At 68.4% G+C, this 14,752-nt stretch carries 19 protein-coding genes; 5 read left to right on the forward strand and 14 right to left on the reverse strand.

The window, feature by feature from the left end; translation table 11 throughout:
- The first annotated feature begins 3 nt into the window (after positions 1-3).
- Positions 4-558 carry a GNAT family N-acetyltransferase gene (locus tag PIJ49_RS03650; protein ID WP_251160769.1) on the forward strand — a complete coding sequence of 185 codons (555 nt, stop codon included), beginning with the start codon at positions 4-6 and terminating at the stop codon, positions 556-558.
- Positions 559-613: 55 nt separating this feature from the next.
- Here PIJ49_RS03650 and PIJ49_RS03655 read toward each other — a convergent pair whose 3' ends face one another.
- On the reverse strand, positions 614-970 hold the full coding sequence (locus PIJ49_RS03655; protein ID WP_066657492.1) for a hypothetical protein: 357 nt from the start codon (positions 968-970) through the stop codon (positions 614-616).
- A 245-nt stretch (positions 971-1,215) separates the two neighbouring features.
- On the opposite strand from PIJ49_RS03655, the gene PIJ49_RS03660 reads away from it, so the two are divergent.
- Complete coding sequence (locus PIJ49_RS03660) at positions 1,216-2,877, forward strand: putative Ig domain-containing protein (RefSeq protein WP_271825871.1); 1,662 nt, start codon at positions 1,216-1,218, stop codon at positions 2,875-2,877.
- 105 nt (positions 2,878-2,982) lie between these two features.
- On the opposite strand, the gene PIJ49_RS03665 is transcribed toward PIJ49_RS03660, so the two are convergent.
- From PIJ49_RS03665 to PIJ49_RS03675, 3 genes are all read right to left on the reverse strand, one after another.
- Positions 2,983-3,366: a VOC family protein gene (locus PIJ49_RS03665; protein ID WP_271825873.1), complete on the reverse strand. Its 384-nt coding sequence runs from the start codon at positions 3,364-3,366 to the stop codon at positions 2,983-2,985.
- 131 nt (positions 3,367-3,497) lie between these two features.
- Positions 3,498-4,190: a helix-turn-helix transcriptional regulator gene (locus PIJ49_RS03670; protein WP_271825874.1), complete on the reverse strand. Its 693-nt coding sequence runs from the start codon at positions 4,188-4,190 to the stop codon at positions 3,498-3,500.
- Positions 4,191-4,269: 79 nt separating this feature from the next.
- Complete coding sequence (locus PIJ49_RS03675) at positions 4,270-4,986, reverse strand: helix-turn-helix transcriptional regulator (protein WP_271825876.1); 717 nt, start codon at positions 4,984-4,986, stop codon at positions 4,270-4,272.
- A gap of 70 nt (positions 4,987-5,056) precedes the next feature.
- Here PIJ49_RS03675 and PIJ49_RS03680 point away from each other — a divergent pair, with 70 nt between their 5' ends.
- Positions 5,057-5,794, forward strand: a complete 738-nt coding sequence (locus PIJ49_RS03680; protein ID WP_271825878.1) for an alpha/beta fold hydrolase — start codon at positions 5,057-5,059, stop codon at positions 5,792-5,794.
- Between the two features lie 180 nt (positions 5,795-5,974).
- Here the strand turns inward: PIJ49_RS03680 and PIJ49_RS03685 are convergent, their stop codons facing one another.
- Together PIJ49_RS03685 and PIJ49_RS03690 are read right to left on the reverse strand one after the other, a co-directional pair.
- Positions 5,975-6,148 (reverse strand): hypothetical protein, encoded by a 174-nt coding sequence (locus tag PIJ49_RS03685; RefSeq protein ID WP_271825879.1) that lies wholly within the window; start codon positions 6,146-6,148, stop codon positions 5,975-5,977.
- Positions 6,149-6,486: 338 nt separating this feature from the next.
- The gene (locus tag PIJ49_RS03690) at positions 6,487-7,011 is read right to left on the reverse strand and encodes an AAA family ATPase (RefSeq protein ID WP_271825881.1); all 525 of its coding nucleotides are present in this window, start codon (positions 7,009-7,011) and stop codon (positions 6,487-6,489) included.
- Positions 7,012-7,145: 134 nt separating this feature from the next.
- On the opposite strand from PIJ49_RS03690, the gene PIJ49_RS03695 reads away from it, so the two are divergent.
- Both PIJ49_RS03695 and PIJ49_RS03700 read left to right on the forward strand, forming a co-directional pair.
- Positions 7,146-7,730 (forward strand): TlpA family protein disulfide reductase, encoded by a 585-nt coding sequence (locus tag PIJ49_RS03695; RefSeq protein ID WP_271825882.1) that lies wholly within the window; start codon positions 7,146-7,148, stop codon positions 7,728-7,730.
- A 90-nt stretch (positions 7,731-7,820) separates the two neighbouring features.
- A complete protein-coding gene (locus tag PIJ49_RS03700; protein WP_271825883.1) occupies positions 7,821-8,246 on the forward strand; it encodes a hypothetical protein in 426 nt (141 codons plus the stop codon).
- Positions 8,247-8,284: 38 nt separating this feature from the next.
- Here PIJ49_RS03700 and PIJ49_RS03705 read toward each other — a convergent pair whose 3' ends face one another.
- From PIJ49_RS03705 to rpsF, 8 genes are all read right to left on the reverse strand, one after another.
- Positions 8,285-8,725, reverse strand: a complete 441-nt coding sequence (locus PIJ49_RS03705; RefSeq protein ID WP_271825884.1) for an effector binding domain-containing protein — start codon at positions 8,723-8,725, stop codon at positions 8,285-8,287.
- Between the two features lie 562 nt (positions 8,726-9,287).
- Positions 9,288-9,560: a hypothetical protein gene (locus PIJ49_RS03710; RefSeq protein WP_271825885.1), complete on the reverse strand. Its 273-nt coding sequence runs from the start codon at positions 9,558-9,560 to the stop codon at positions 9,288-9,290.
- A 354-nt stretch (positions 9,561-9,914) separates the two neighbouring features.
- Entirely contained in the window at positions 9,915-10,547 is a 633-nt protein-coding gene (locus PIJ49_RS03715; RefSeq protein WP_271825886.1) for a TIGR02391 family protein, read from the reverse strand.
- A 451-nt stretch (positions 10,548-10,998) separates the two neighbouring features.
- Positions 10,999-12,363, reverse strand: coding sequence for a replicative DNA helicase (gene dnaB, locus PIJ49_RS03720; RefSeq protein ID WP_066657525.1), 1,365 nt, complete (start codon positions 12,361-12,363; stop codon positions 10,999-11,001).
- A 525-nt stretch (positions 12,364-12,888) separates the two neighbouring features.
- Positions 12,889-13,341, reverse strand: coding sequence for a 50S ribosomal protein L9 (rplI, locus tag PIJ49_RS03725; protein ID WP_058728351.1), 453 nt, complete (start codon positions 13,339-13,341; stop codon positions 12,889-12,891).
- A 14-nt stretch (positions 13,342-13,355) separates the two neighbouring features.
- A complete protein-coding gene (gene rpsR, locus PIJ49_RS03730) occupies positions 13,356-13,613 on the reverse strand; it encodes a 30S ribosomal protein S18 (RefSeq protein ID WP_017887834.1) in 258 nt (85 codons plus the stop codon).
- 50 nt (positions 13,614-13,663) lie between these two features.
- Entirely contained in the window at positions 13,664-14,254 is a 591-nt protein-coding gene (locus PIJ49_RS03735) for a single-stranded DNA-binding protein (RefSeq protein WP_066657526.1), read from the reverse strand.
- Positions 14,255-14,257: 3 nt separating this feature from the next.
- The gene (gene rpsF, locus PIJ49_RS03740) at positions 14,258-14,629 is read right to left on the reverse strand and encodes a 30S ribosomal protein S6 (RefSeq protein WP_058728349.1); all 372 of its coding nucleotides are present in this window, start codon (positions 14,627-14,629) and stop codon (positions 14,258-14,260) included.
- Positions 14,630-14,752: the final 123 nt, after the last annotated feature.

The following is a 14,752-nucleotide window of genomic DNA, read 5'->3' on the forward strand; positions in this document are numbered from 1 at the left end:
GGCGTGACGATCACGCTGACCAGGACCGACCCGCAGGGCGCCGACCGGGAGGCCCTGGTCACCTTCCACACGTCGGCCCGCTTCCCCTTCCACGTCCGTCCGCAGCCCACCCGCGTCGACCTGGAGCGCGCGATCGACCGCGGTGCGTTCCGCGACGACGAGCACGACTCGTGGTGGCTCGACGACGAGCGGCTCGGACGCGTCGGGCTGGTCGTCCTCGAGGACCTGCAGGACCCGGCACCACTGCTCGACCTGCGGCTCGCCCCGGCGTTCCGTGGGCAGGGACTCGGGGTACCGGCGCTCCGATCGGTGACCGGTCACGTGTTCCGCACCATGCCCGACGTGACGCGCTTCGAGGGGCAGACGCGCGAGGACAACACCGCGATGCGTCGCGTGTTCCTGCGCGCCGGGTGGGTGCAGGAGGCGCACTACCGGGAGTCGTGGCCGGTCGAGGGCGGAGCACCGCTGGCGTCGGTGGCGTACGGCGTGCTCCGGCGGGACTGGGAGACGGGTCGGGTGACGACGTTCGCGTGGGACGCCGTCACGCTCGACGACTGACCGAGGAGTCGTCGCGATCAGCCCGACTCGTCACGGTCAGCCCGACTCGTCACGATCAGGACGGCTCGTCGACCAGGGCGGTGAATCGACTGCCGACGCCGTACACGAGGTGCCGCGTCGTCCCGGCCGCGGGCGGCGGCACCTCGTCGTGGTCGTCGCACACGAGCAGCGTCCAGTCCGGCCACCACTTCTTCGGCCGCTCCTGCTCGGAGAACCCGCAGACGGCGCACTCCAGGTGCGTCCAGACCTTCTTCGTCCCCGTGCGGTTGCCCCGGGACTGCACCAGCCAGGCGGGCGGGTCCTGCTCGATGCGCTCGAGCTCGGCCTCGCCGATGTGCGACGGGATGCCGTGGCGAGCGGCCATCTCGAGGGGGATGTCGAGCCGGATCGCGGCGTCACGGCGGGAGAGCATCCGTCCAGGGTAGGTCGTCCCGAGGTGTGCGGATGCGCCGGTTCCCGCGTCGCCACCCGGCCACCCGGGTCATCCGCGCGGCGGATCTTGCCTGAGCCCCCGTTCAGCCCACGGTGGAACGACCGGTGCTGACCGGGACTTTCCCGTCTGCCCCTCGGGCGGGGGACCAGCCGCGCGCCCAGGATCCTCCTACTCTGCGCGAACCGACAGATTCCCGTTCTGTCACCTGACCCCTGGGGGAACCCGTGCGCCGTAGCACCTCCACCGCCCGACGCGCCTGCGCCGTCGGCACGACCATCGCCCTCGTCGGCCTCACGACCGGCCTCGGCATCATGACCGCGACGTCGGCCTCCGCCGTCGAGCCGACGACGAGCACCGCCGTCGCGGACGGCGGGACCACGTCGACGGTCGCCCCGAGCACCGACAGCCCGAGTACCGACACGCCGGGCACGGAGGCACCCGCGACGGGGACCCCGACCTCGGACGCCCCCGCCACCGAAGCACCGTCGACGGCTGCTCCGACGACCGACGCCCCCGCCACCGAAACCCCCGCCACCGTCGCGCCGACCCCGTCCGAGGGCGACGAGCCGACCGGCTCCTCGACGACCGCCGACCGCCCCGCGGCCGCCGGCACCGTGACGATCGACGGCGTCGCCGCGGTCGGGTCGAAGCTCACGGCCGAGCCCTCGGGCTTCACCGCCCCGACGAACCTCAGCTACTCGTGGACCGTCGACGGCACGTCCGTCAGCCAGGGCCAGAGCTACGTGGTGAAGCCCACCGACGCCGGCAAGGTCGTCATGGTCACCGTCACGAACACGCAGGGCGGGATCGCCGTCGAGTCCGAGTCGGCCCAGACCGACCCGATCACGCAGGCCCCGGTCTTCGTCGACGAGGACGGCGAGCCGGTCACCGACGGCATCACGACCGAGGGCGACCTGACCCTCACCGCGACCGCGGGCGAGGCGTTCTCGTACACCTTCCGCGCGATCGGTTCGCCGAAGCCCGTGCTGGCCCTCGACTACTACAACTCCGAGGACGGCGAGGACGCGGACGGCTGGACCCCGGCCGACCAGCTGCCCGAGGGGATCTCGTTCGACCCGGCGACCGGCGTGCTCAGCGGGACGACCGTCGATGCCTCGTACTGGGACTTCGCCGTCACCGCGACGAGCGGGACCGAGACCGTGACGCAGACCGTCGAGCTCGACGTGCAGGCCGCCGCACCGGTCGGGCTCGAGGCGACCGCGGTCGACCGCGCCGACTTCATCGACTACGCGAAGGCCGGCTTCCCGGTCGGCTGGTTCGACGACGAGGCGACGAAGAAGTCCGGCTCGCTCCGGTCCTGGATCATCAAGGCCGACGGGTCGGTCGTCACCGAGCACACCGACTGGGAGCAGACGCCCTTCGGCGGGTCGGAGTTCATCGACGAGGTCCCCGGCGGCACCCCGACCGTCCCGCAGGGCGGCACGCTGCTGCTGTCCGGCACCCTGGTCGACGAGTTCGGCAACGCGGTCGAGGACGAGGAGGACGACCTCGGCGTGACCACCATCGACGTCCGCTCGAACGTCGCGTCCGACGTCGTGGAACAGGACTCCCTGCTCGGTGACTCGGGCTTCGTCGGGGTCACCTTCCCGCACGCCTCGGTGCACCGCCTGACGGTCAGCGCGTCCGACTTCAGCACCGCGTTCGACGTGCAGGTGACGCCGACGCCGGTCGCGGCCGTCCCGGGCGGCACCACCACCCCCGCTGCGGTGCAGCACGGCATCGCGTCGGCGCCGAAGGGCCACGGCCGGCTCGCCTACACCGGCGCCGACGAGACCTCGCCGATCGCGTGGGCACTCGGTCTGCTCGTCGCGGGTGCCGGCCTGATCGGCGCACGCACGCTGCGTCGTCGACGCGCCCGTTCCTGACCCGGTCCCTCCCGTCCGTCAGGTGCCCACCTGACGGACGGGAGGCTCCTCCCGCGGCCCCGCCACGTCCCTCCCGGACGCAGCGGGGCCGTCTCGCGTCCGTGGTCACCGGGCTTGGTCGGATACCGGTCTGCTGAACAGGTTGACGACGTTGCCGTCGGGATCACGGACCAACGCCGAGCGGTTGCCCCAGGGCATCGTGGTCGGCTCGAGGACGACGTCCTCCGGTCCGAGCCGGAGCCCCGCGAAGGCGACGTCGACGTCGGCGACCGCGAACTCGATGAACACCGACCGGTTCGTGGCTGGCGTCAGGGCCCCGCCGAGCATCGCGACGGTGGCGGTACCGGCGATCGCGAGGGTCGCGCCGGGTCCGGTGAACTGCGCGAAGACGGGCGCGGGGCGTTCGGCGCGCTGGCCGGTGACCCGCTCGTAGAAGGCGACGAGGCCGTCGAGGTCGTCGGTGACGATGCGGATGGATGCGAACGACAAGGGGTCCTCCGGTGGTGCTGGTGCTGGTGTGGTCGGCGGCCAGCTTCACCGGAGGTCGCGACACCGTCCTGTCGGTGTTCGCGGGATCCCGTCCGTGTCCGCGGGATCCCGTCGTGAGGGCGCGGATGCGGTCAGTCGACGACCGGGCGCAGTCGCCCGTACTCGATGCCCAGGTCCTCGGTCCGGAGCACGCGCCTCGGTGGTCGTTCGTCGGTGACCTCGATCGCCACCATCCGGTCGGCGCGGAACGCGCGAACACCGTCACGCAGTCGGCACCACGCGACCAGGTACCACTGCCCGTCCTTCTCGATCGATCCCAGCGGTTCGACGTCCCGGATCGAGACCGCGCCGTCCGCAGCCCGGTACCGCAGGCGCACCACCCGGTCCGCACCCAGCGCCTCCGCGAAGGCGACCGGCGTGACGGGGTCCTCGTCGGCCTCCAGGAAGAGCACCCGGGACGCAGCGGCACCGGCGCGAGCCGCGTCGCGGTCCGGCATGACCGCGAGCACCTTGCGTGCCGCGGTCCGGGCAGCCTGCCGGAACGGGCTGTTGCCGAGGGCGCCGAGGCCGATCAGCACCGCGAGGGCCTCGTCCGGCGTGAAGCCGGCGGGGCCGAGCGTGGCAGATGCGTCGATGACGTACCCGCCGGTGCGGCCGGGCTCGGCCCAGATCGGCAGACCCGACTGCTGCAACGCCGCCAGGTCCCGCTCGACGGTCCGCACGGACACCTCGAACCGTTCCGCGAGACGGCGTGCGCTCCGCGGCCGGGGTGCGGCGGCCCGGAGCTCCTCCACGATGCCGTAGAGGCGGTCGGTGCGGTTCACGGACCCATCATCCGGCAGGGCGGACCGGCTCGACGACCGCCGCCTCGACGCGTGGGGGCGGCGGACAGCGCCGAGCGGGTCAGTTCCTGCTGCCCACCCCCCACTCGCGTCCGTGCGCGGGTCGAGCCTGCTGTGGAGGCACACCGATCTCCTCCAGCGAGTGGGCAGTGCACGGCTGAGCTGTGACGCTCGCGCGGTCCACGCGCGTGATCGCGAACCAGCGGATCGCGCCCCTGAGCCGGCACCAGGCGATGAGGTACCACTGTCCGTTGGTGGAGGCGAACAGCATGGGTTCGACGTCCCGGTCGGTGATCTCGTCGGCTGCGGACCTGTACCGGAGTCGGACCACCCGCTGCGCCGTCATGGCCTCGTCGAGTGCCGATCGCACAGCACGAGAGGGTGCTCGGACAGTGTTGACCCAGACGCGGCCTGCCAGTTCGACCGCTCGGCCACGGGTGACCGGGTCGAGGACGTCGAGGATCTTCTGGACGCCCGCCGCTGCTTGATCCGCGTACGGAGCATCCGGTGCAGCGGCAACGGCTGCCAGCAGGGCTGATGCCTGCGTCGACGACAACGTCACCGGCGGCAGGGTCGATCCCGCGGCCAGCCCGTACCCCCCGCCGGGTCCGGGTCGGGACCAGACCGCTGCGCCGCTGCTCGACAGCGCGGCGAGGTCGCGTTTGATCGTCCGGGTCGACACGGCGAACTCGCGGGCCAGTCGATCCGCGCTGTACCCACGGGCACCGCCACGCTGCAGCATCTCCGACAACGCGTGCAGACGCTCGACGCGCTTCACTGGAGCAGTCGCAAGATCATGACGGAGATGGTGACACACAGCTGTCCATGCACACGCCCACAGTGGTCCCATGACGACGAACTCCCCTCGCAGGACACCGATCATCCTCATCGCCGGGCACTGGCTCGGCGCTTGGGCGTGGGATGCGGTCGTCGAGGCCTTGGACGCTGCGCAGTGGCAGCCCGTGCCGCTGACCCTGCCCGGACTGGATCGTGGGGACCACGACCGCTTGACGAGGACCCTCGCCGATCAGGTCGCGGCCGTCGAACGCCTCAGCGAGCGTCTCGGGATCTCCAGGGACGAGCAAGCAGTGATCGTCGCGCACAGCGGCGCGAACGCTCCGGTGAGCGTCTTCCTCGACCGACACCCGGACCTCGTCCTCCGCGTCATCTGGGTCGACTCGGGCCCGATGGCATCCGGGGTCGCGTCCGCGCCCGATCTCCCGGAGGACGTCGTCGAGCTGCCGCTGCCGCCCTTCGACCAACTCTCCGACCAGGCCAGCATCGACGGTCTGAGCGACACGGACCTCGAGCAGTTCCGCATGCAGGCCGTGTCGCAGCCCGCCTCCGTCCTGCGCGATCCGGTCGTGTTGCACGATCAGGGAAGTACGCGTGTGCCGACCACGCTGGTGTGTTGTTCCTTCCCGAGCGCGCAGGTCCTCGAGCTTGCCCGCGCCGGGCATCCGATGTTCGCGCCGATCGCGAAGCTCGAGCGAGTCGACGTCGTCGATCTCCCGACCGGGCACTGGCCGATGTGGAGTCGTCCAGAAGCGCTGGGACGGCTGATCGCCCAGGAGTCCGCGCGGTAGTGGCGCCTCCGACGACGACGTCCGGAAGCCCAGCGGCTACCGGACGCTCGGCGATGGAACCGATGCTTCGCTCTCGTCTCCGCCCTGAGCGCGTGATCCAGATCGCGACTCCCGCGTGAGTCGACACCTCGACGAGCGACGACCGCCCCAGCATCGAAGGCTGCTGGGGCGGTCGTCGCCTCACCGCGGTCCTGACCTCTGACGCTTCCATCGGGCGATCACGGCATCTCCAGCGATGAGGCCGAGTGCTGAGGCGGCTCCGATGATGGCGAGCAACCACCAGCTGATGTCGGTGAGGAAGCCGATCAAGCCGAGGACGACGATGGGAATCGGAATGAATTTCAGCAGGTTCATTGCACCTCAACTGCAGTTGCTTCGAGCGGTCTTCACGAAGGGTCGAGACTCGCCGCCGATCTTCGTCTAGTAGCAGGAGTTGCCCGCGTACTTCTTGTTCGAGTAGATCTTCGCGATGCTGGATCTGAGGCTTCCAGCTGACCGTGATGGCGGGTCGGCTGGTCGGGGGTGTGGGGGCGAGTAGCACTGGAGTGTGGGGACATGCCCTTCCCCTCCGCAGAGTCCCGATAGCCGATCGTTCGCTGAGACAGCATCAGGACCGTCACTCGCGGCCGGCCGCCGATCGCGCGACCCGCTCACAGCCGATGCGACGCCGTTGAGCGGTTGGCCGAGCAGGGTCACTCCCAGTTCAGGGCGGTGATGACGCGCCGGGCGACGCTGTCCAATGGTTCGGCGGACACGTCGATCGTGATGCTCGCCGCGTTCTCCTCGTCGAGAATTCCATCCAACTGCCCGCTCCGGGACAGGTGCCAATCTCGCTCTTCGCCGGGCTCGTGCCGTTCCAGAAGGCGCTCTCGAACGCGATGCAGGTCAACTCGGAGACGAACGAGAACGACCGGACAGCCGAGCGCCTCGCTGTAACGCTGAAGCGCTCCCGCACCCTCGACCACCCCGGCTACGACGAAGCGAGTCACGCCAGCGCGACGGTAGTTGTCCGCCACCGACCGAAGGTTGGCGGCTTCAAGAGCGGTGTTGAACGGGTCATCGGGCGGGGCTGGCCAGCATCGCCGGAGCTCGTCAAGGTCAATGACGGCGTGCGGCACCTGTGAAGCGCGCAGGCGCTGACCGACCGCGTAGGCCGTGGAGGTCTTCCCGGACCCGACGGTGCCAGTGATGAGCACGCACGTCGCCAGCTTCGACATGATCGCCACCCTAAAGTACGGACCGGGCAACGAGGCGGCTGCTGGCAGGGGGCCACTACGAACGTGGGTGACCAGAATGTTCCGGTAGCCGATCGTCTATCGGACGCTGGAACCAGCGCGCGTAGGCTTCTCGTGTGAGAGTTCGGGGGGCGGCGACCGTCGCGGTAGCGCTGGTGACGATGCTGTCTGTGGCGGGATGCACGAACAATGACGCGTTGTCCCGCCAGTACCGCGACGGCGACACGAAGAACTACATCTCCGGCGACGGCGCGGTCGCCGAGTTCGACGCGAAGAACACCGATCCGGTCGACTTCACGGCCACCACGACCGACGGCAAGACGGTGACGGCCCAGGACTACCGGGGCAAAGTGCTCGTGCTCAACTTCTGGTTCGCGCTGTGTGGTCCATGCCGGGTCGAAGCATCAGACCTCAACAGCATCAGCGCTTCCAAGAGCGACGAGGCCACCTTCGTCGGGGTGAACGTTCGCGACGAGGCAGCCACCGCCGAATCGTTCATCCGCAGCTTCAAAGTTCCGTACGCGAACGTCCTCGACGCGAAGGACTCAACGGTGCAGCTTGCGCTCTCCGGCTCCGCCGCACCGAACGCAACACCATCGACGGTCGTGCTGGACAAGACCGGACGAGTGAGCGCCCGCATCTTGGGTGTCGCGAACAAGAGCGTCCTCTCGACGCTCATCGATGACGCCAGTCGGCGCTGACCGCGCCATATCGTGATTGCGGAGAGTCGACTGAGCGTCCGGCGATCAGCACCGCTGGGGCTCACGTTGGGCTTGGTGTGGCTGACGGGCGTGTTCACCAGCAGTGTTCTGGTCGCCCGGCTCAGCACCGAGGATCACGCATCCTGGCGTGACGCGCTGACACGATCAGCGTTCGCGTTCTTCGGGTGGGGCTGGTTCCTGACCTTCGCGATCGTCGTTGGGGTGAGTATCGCGGGTTGTGGGCTCTTGCAGTGGTCGCGGCCGCGATCGCACTGGCTACCGTGGGTGCTCCCACTCATCGCGGTCGTGCTGACTGTCCTGCTCGACGCAGCGACGCGTCTGCTCGACAACACCCAGTGGGTCACCGCGGAAGGGGCCGCGGAAGCCGCCCGAACAGCCAACGTCGCTTCACTGGCTTCCCTCGTCATCATCGCGGCCACCGCCTGGTTCATCGGCTCCACACTCAGGCGGCGGGATCGCCATTCCCAAGACCCCGAGCCTCGCCTCGTTCGGTGAACGATCGGCTATCGCACGCCCGTTGCGGTGGTCGCGGGCTATCTCACGGAGGCGATCGGCACGAGGCAGTCGACTTCTCCTTCTCGCCGGTAGTACTCGATGTGCGGCCGGCTTGGGTCGTGGTCGGCTCGCGCGAACAGCGTCTCGAACGCTGCGGCGATCTGGTCGTACACCTCGGGCGCGGAACCGCGGAGTCTGAGCCGCAGATAAGCGCCTCCGGGGATTACGGTTTCGGCGTGGCCCAGCGAGTTGTCACTGTCTCGATCGAGGCGCACGGTCGCGAGGCGGTAGACGTTGGCGTCACCGTAGACGAGCCCCATCATCTTCCGTCCCTGTAGCGAGTCGAACGACGTCTCGAAGATCGGCCACCCAGCCTGGATGGCGTCGGTGTCGAGGTGCACGTCGCGGCTCAGGGCGGGTGTGTCCGCCAGCGTGACTTGATCGATTCGGCCGAGCTCGTGTGGCGCGGAGGAGGTCATGGCTCTTGACTAGCCGATTTTGCGCCTATCTCTCAACGGGCAGAGGAGTGCCGGTAGCCGATCGGCTACCGGGACCGGTCCTCAAGCGACTACCGGCCCGAACCAGAGCAACACGGGTCCCAGGGCGAGCAGGACCGCACTCGCGGCCGTGACCGCCGCACTGCGCTTGGCCCCTGCTTCCTTCCGGAACCGTGCCGCTAGTGCAAGGGCGGTCCACGCGCCGCCCCACGAGCCGGGTCAGGTGGCGTCGATTGAGGCCGGCGTCGCCCGGTGCCAGACGGCGGCCCGCCATATCCATGCTTGGAAGGTGTGGCCGTCGTCGAGCCATCGGACGCACACGGCGTCCGGTGTCGAGGACACCGCTACGGCGTCGACGCGAGACTGGGTGCCGTCGAGCGCCGGCACCCATGCGCGAACGGGGCGGAGGCCGCTCCCCTCGACAGGGGCTCCGATCGCTTCGGGCGAGAGCGAGTACCGCGCCTCCTCGGGCGCGGTGTACCGATCCCGTCGACGACCACCCACGCTCGGATCGTAGAAGCGAGCTCCGACATAGGCCGGCGTCTCAGCGACCGAACCTGCCGGTGGTCCGCTTCGACTCCCACCGGTCGAGCTGATGCAGCTCGTCCCGGCTGTGCCCTACAGCCGACATGGCCTCCTTGACGCGCGCAAGCGACAGGCCCTCGGCCGCCGCGCGGTCGAGAAGGCGCGGCATCATCTCGTCGGTCTGCCCGTTGCGGTCCCACCCGTTGTTGCCGATGAAGTGCAGCGATTCGAGGAGGTCGCGCTGCTCGTCAGTGAAACCAATCCAGGACAAGTTGCCGGGCGGGGGCGTCATGTTCCGATTCTGCTGCTCATCGTCGGTGTCCGGTAGCCGATCGGCTATCGAGACGATGCTTGTTCGGACCTGGTTCTGTCCGGCCGCGCATAGTTCACGCGTCGGTGTCGGTCAGCCCGGCAACGCGCACTCGTTGCGGCAGGCCTCGTACTGCTTCGCGCCAGGCCCATGCGGCGGTCAGGCAGCGGTGAGCTGGAACCCTCACCTCGGTGCATTAGCGCACGAGCATGCCGGCAGACGGCTGTAGCCGTCGTTGGCTTACTACTCGTTGGCGTCCAGTCCTGCTGGAGAGCTGCTCATCTGGGCACGCGCGATCAAACCCCTTCGACGGCCGGGTTTGGCCTGGCTGATGTGTCACACCGAGACAACGGTTGATCTGTCAATCCACCGAGCGAGCACACTGAGCGCTGCCAGTAGCTCCAAGGCTTCCTGCTCGGGTAGGTCTCCCTCATCATGGCTAAGCGGATTGCGGATTGCTGCGAAGCAGCCTTCTGCGTAGGCGGCGATGCCGCGTCGCAGGCTCAGGGCAGTTCTCCCACCGTCATCTCCTGTCGGGCGCAGCCGAGCCTTGCCTGGTGACGGCGCGTCGTTGCTGAACGCGAACTGAATCAGTGCTGCTTCTGAAAGGTCGCGTCGGTCGAGCTTGTTCTGGGTTTCGGCGTTGATCTTCACGGCAGCGGCGCGCACTGCTTCTCGGAAGTGGCCGCTCTGCCACAGTGACTTGGCGGACTCCCACACCCACGGATGGAGGCCCCCGGCGTTCAGATTCGGCGCGTTGTCGCCGAGCTTCTCCGCCAATAGGGCGCGCGACTCGATCTCTACGACAGCGCGCTGTGCAGCTTCCCGATGCTGCTGCCAACGTCCTTTATTGTCTACCTCAACGTCCGAGCGCCATCTAGGTAGTACACGGTCGAGGATCTTTTCAACGATCTGCGCAGCCGCAACAATCTCTGATTTCGACCCCACCGGGGAGGCGAAGTCGCCCATGTAAACGACTCCACCTCCGCTTCGGGGTTGAACCAAACGGGTGAGATCTATGAAGCTTCGTAGCTGCGTAAGTGCCCACTCTTCATCCATGTGGCCAGTCTCGCTCAATGAGCACCACCCAGGCGGAAGGTCAGCTTCGAGCGAGCCACGTTGTTCGTCTGCTGAGACGGCCCTCGCCGTCGCAGTAGCCGGTCCGCCAGTGAGCAACGCGGTACTTGCGGGGGCTTCGGACTCTTAGGGCCCTGCTCTGGAGAGAAGCCTGTCTCACATAGGTGGTCCGCGGACTATCTCAGTTCACGCACGCTATACGGACGCCTCCCGGCGCACGAGGGCTGAGCCGGGCACTGGTCGACGTGGCTGTCCGCGCTGCCAAACAACCTGTCCAACTCCGTATTTCAGGACACGTTGAGTGGCAGTAGGACAAGTTAGCTGGCGGACGACAACGAACGCCCTACTGCGGCATGTCGACGAACCGCGAGAACATCCCGTGGAACGCCACCGTGATGGTGTCCGTCGGGCCGTTGCGGTGCTTGGCCACGATGAGGTCCGCCTCACCCTGACGCGGGTTGTCCTTCTCGTACGCCGACTCACGGTGCAGCAGGATGACCATGTCGGCGTCCTGCTCGATGGAGCCCGACTCACGCAGGTCCGAGATCATGGGCTTCTTGTCGGCACGCTGCTCCGGACCACGGTTCAGCTGCGACAGCGCGATGACCGGCACGCCGAGTTCCTTCGCCATGAGCTTCAGCGCACGCGAGAACTCCGAGACCTCCTGCTGACGGCTCTCGACCTTCTTGCCCGAGGTCATCAGCTGCAGGTAGTCGATGACCACGAGCTTGAGGTTGTGCTGCTGCTTCAGCCGGCGGCACTTCGCCCGGATCTCCACCAGGGTCATGTTGGGGGAGTCGTCGATGAAGAACGGGGCGTCGTTGATGCGCCCGCGGGTCTGCGCGATGGTCGTCCAGTCGCGGGAGTCGACGGTGCCCTTGCGCATGTTCTGCAGCGGCACGCTCGACTCGGCGGAGAGCAGGCGCATCGCGATCTCGGCGCGACCCATCTCGAGCGAGAAGAACGCGGCGGTCTGGTCGTGCTTGAGCGCTGCGGCGCGGCACAGGTCGAGGGCCAGGGTCGACTTGCCGAGCGCGGGTCGGGCGGCGACGATGATGAGCTGCCCGGGGTGGAAGCCGTTCGTCAGGGCGTCGAGGCCGCTGAACCCCGTCGGGACGCCGGTCATCTGCCCGTCGCGCCCCTTGGCGGCCTCGATCTCGTCGATCGCGGCGCCGATGGCGTCGGTCAGGGGCACGTAGTCCTCGGTCTGCACGCCGCCGGCGACGTTGTAGACCTCCGCCTGCGCGCTGTTCACGAGGTCGGTGACCTCACCCTCGGACGCGTAGCCCATCTGCACGATGCGGGTGCCCGCGTCGACCAGACGGCGGAGGACGGCCTTCTCGGCGACGATCGCTGCGTAGTACCCGGCGTTCGCCGCGGTCGGCACCATGCTCGTGACGCTGTGCAGGTACTCGGCGCCGCCGGCGCGGGAGAGCAGTCCGGTCTTGGTCAGCTCGTCGGTGACGGCGATCACGTCGGTGGGCTCACCGTGCGAGTACAGCGACAGGATCGCGTCGAAGATGACCTCGTGCTTCGGGATGTAGAAGTCCACCCCGCGCGCGGTCTCGATGACGTCGGCGACGGCGTCCTTCGACAGCAGCATGCCGCCGATGGTGGACTGCTCCGCGAGCAGGTCGTGCGGCGGCGTCCGCTCCGAACCCCGCTCGGACAGGTCCTGCGGGGACGGATCGAGATGCGCGATCGACACACGGACTCCCTCTTGTCGTGACGGTGCGGGCCTCGGCCCACACCGGCTTTCCTACCCCGGACGACCGACATCCCCTGCCCTCCGCCGAGTCGCTGGGCCAAGCTACGGGGACAGAGTTATCCCCAGCAAACGGCCCTGTGGATAACTCTGTGGAGAGGATGCGGAACACGCCGGACACGCATGTGCACAACTGTGGATGGACGTGTGGACAAGTCGGCGTTCGAACACGTGTTCCTACCCCGGACCTGGGCTTTTCCGTTCCACACCGTGTGTGGAGAACCGCGGTTCAAGTACACCTTGAAGGTTCCGACTCGGGGCGTTTCGACTGTGTAAAACGACTTGACAACAGGCCCTCCTGTGGGGAGCGTTCTCGGTTCGTTCCCAGCAAGCCCGGACGGGCGCGAGGGGTAACCGGCCAATGCAGCAACACCTGTCCCACAGCAACACCCGCGCGCGGCGAGCCGCGCGCACGACGAAGGGCGGGCCTCCCGGAGGAGACCCGCCCTTCGACGGTGGTGACGCTGCTTACTTGGCGGCGACGACCTGCAGGGAGATCACCGCGGTGATGTCCTCGCGCAGACGCACGGTGGCCTCGTGGTCACCGACGGTCTTGATGGTCGCGGGGACCTCGACCTTGCGCTTGTCCAGCGAACCGACGCCCTGCGCCTGGACCGCGTCGGCGACGTCCGCCGGGCGGACCGAGCCGAACAGGCGGCCGTCCTTGCCGGCCTTGACGGTCAGCTTGATGGTCGCGTTCTCGAGCTTCATCTTGAGGTCCTGGGCCTCTTCGATGGTGGCGAGCTCGCGAGCGGCACGGGCCGCACGGATCGACTCGACCTGCTTCTCGCCGCCCTTGGACCACGCGACGGCGAAGCCCTGGGGGATGAGGTAGTTGCGGGCGTAGCCGTTCTTGACGTCGACGACGTCACCGGCGGAACCGAGGCCGGAGACCTCGTGGGTGAGGATGAGCTTCGACATGGTGATCCTCCTGATCAGCGGCCGGAGCCGGCGTAGGGGAGGAGCGCCATCTCACGGGCGTTCTTCACGGCACGGGCGATGAGGCGCTGCTCCTGGACGGAGACGCCGGTGATGCGACGGGCGCGGATCTTGCCACGCTCCGAGATGAACTTGCGCAGGGTCGCGACGTCCTTGTAGTCGATGACGCCGACCTTGATCGACTTCGCGGGAGCGGCGTTCTTGCCGCCCTTGCCGCGAGGCTTCCGGCGGTCGCCGGTGCTCTTTCCAGCCATTGTTTGTCCTTAGAGAAGAAGAAGTTGTGTGTCCGTCAGACCGCTGAGGATCAGAACGGGGTCTCGTCGTCGTACGAGCCGCCGGGCTGGCTCCACACGTCGTTCGACTGTGCGTTGCCGCCCTGCTGGCCGCCCTGGGGCGACCACGGTGCGTCCGACTGACCGCCGCCGCTGTTGTTGTTCCAGCCGCCGCCGTTCCCGCCCTGGCCACCGCCGGAGCCAGCGCCGTTGTTCACAGCGCCGCCGCCGACCTGGCCACGACCGCCACCGGAGCCACCCGCAGCGCGCGTGATCTGGGCGGTCGCGTAGCGGAGCGACGGGCCGATCTCGTCGACCTCGAGCTCGATGCTCGTGCGCTGCTGGCCCTCACGGTCCTGGTAGGAGCGCTGACGGAGACGACCCTGCGCGATGACGCGCGAGCCCTTCGTCAGCGAGCCCGCCACGTGCTCGGCGAACTCGCGCCACACGCTCGCACGGAGGAACAGCGCGTCGCCGTCCTTCCACTCGTTCGCCTGACGGTCGAACGTGCGAGGGGTGGAGGCGATGGTGAAGTTCGCCACCGCGAGCCCGTTCTGCGTGTACCGCAGCTCCGGGTCTGCGGTGAGGTTGCCCACCACCGTGATGACGGTTTCGCCGGCCATGAGCTACTCGGCGCTCGCGGTCGCGTTCGCGGCCTTGCGGGCCGCGCGGGCCTCGTCGCGCTGCTTCTGCGCGGCGACCTGGGCGATCGCCTCTTCGGCGCGGAGGACCTTCGTGCGGAGCACGGCCTCGGAGAGACCGAGCTGACGGTCGAGCTCCTTGGCGGCCTCGGGCGTCGAGGTGAAGTCGACGACGGCGTAGATGCCCTCGGACTTCTTCGCGATCTCGTAGGCCAGGCGACGACGGCCCCAGACGTCCACGTTGTCGACGGTGCCACCGTCGTTGCGGATGACCGCGAGGAACTTGTCCAGGCTGGGAGCGACGGTGCGCTCGTCGATCTCGGGGTCGAGGATCGCCATCAGTTCGTACTGGTGCATGCGGAACCCACCTCCTTTGGTCTCGGCGGCTCCGGGCGGTTCCCGGAGCAGGAGGGTTGATGCATGTGTCCGGACGCGCAGGAGCGCGTGGACAACTCGGGTAGCTTAGCCCACGGCCTGGAG

The organism is Curtobacterium uvaldense (assembly GCF_028307415.1).
GTDB lineage: Bacteria > Actinomycetota > Actinomycetes > Actinomycetales > Microbacteriaceae > Curtobacterium.

Excerpts from the sequence above, each read along its gene's own strand:
- PIJ49_RS03690 (WP_271825881.1), bottom strand. The coding sequence starts at position 7,011 with ATGTCGAAGCTGGCGACGTGCGTGCTCATCACTGGCACCGTCGGGTCC.
- PIJ49_RS03710 (WP_271825885.1), bottom strand. The coding sequence starts at position 9,560 with ATGACGCCCCCGCCCGGCAACTTGTCCTGGATTGGTTTCACTGACGAG.
- rplI (WP_058728351.1), bottom strand. The coding sequence starts at position 13,341 with ATGTCGAAGCTCATCCTCACCCACGAGGTCTCCGGCCTCGGTTCCGCC.
- PIJ49_RS03705 (WP_271825884.1), bottom strand. The coding sequence starts at position 8,725 with ATGACCTCCTCCGCGCCACACGAGCTCGGCCGAATCGATCAAGTCACG.
- PIJ49_RS03680 (WP_271825878.1), top strand. The coding sequence starts at position 5,057 with ATGACGACGAACTCCCCTCGCAGGACACCGATCATCCTCATCGCCGGG.
- PIJ49_RS03685 (WP_271825879.1), bottom strand. The coding sequence starts at position 6,148 with ATGAACCTGCTGAAATTCATTCCGATTCCCATCGTCGTCCTCGGCTTG.
- PIJ49_RS03715 (WP_271825886.1), bottom strand. The coding sequence starts at position 10,547 with ATGGGCGACTTCGCCTCCCCGGTGGGGTCGAAATCAGAGATTGTTGCG.
- rpsR (WP_017887834.1), bottom strand. The coding sequence starts at position 13,613 with ATGGCTGGAAAGAGCACCGGCGACCGCCGGAAGCCTCGCGGCAAGGGC.
- PIJ49_RS03655 (WP_066657492.1), bottom strand. The coding sequence starts at position 970 with ATGCTCTCCCGCCGTGACGCCGCGATCCGGCTCGACATCCCCCTCGAG.
- rpsF (WP_058728349.1), bottom strand. The coding sequence starts at position 14,629 with ATGCACCAGTACGAACTGATGGCGATCCTCGACCCCGAGATCGACGAG.
- PIJ49_RS03735 (WP_066657526.1), bottom strand. The coding sequence starts at position 14,254 with ATGGCCGGCGAAACCGTCATCACGGTGGTGGGCAACCTCACCGCAGAC.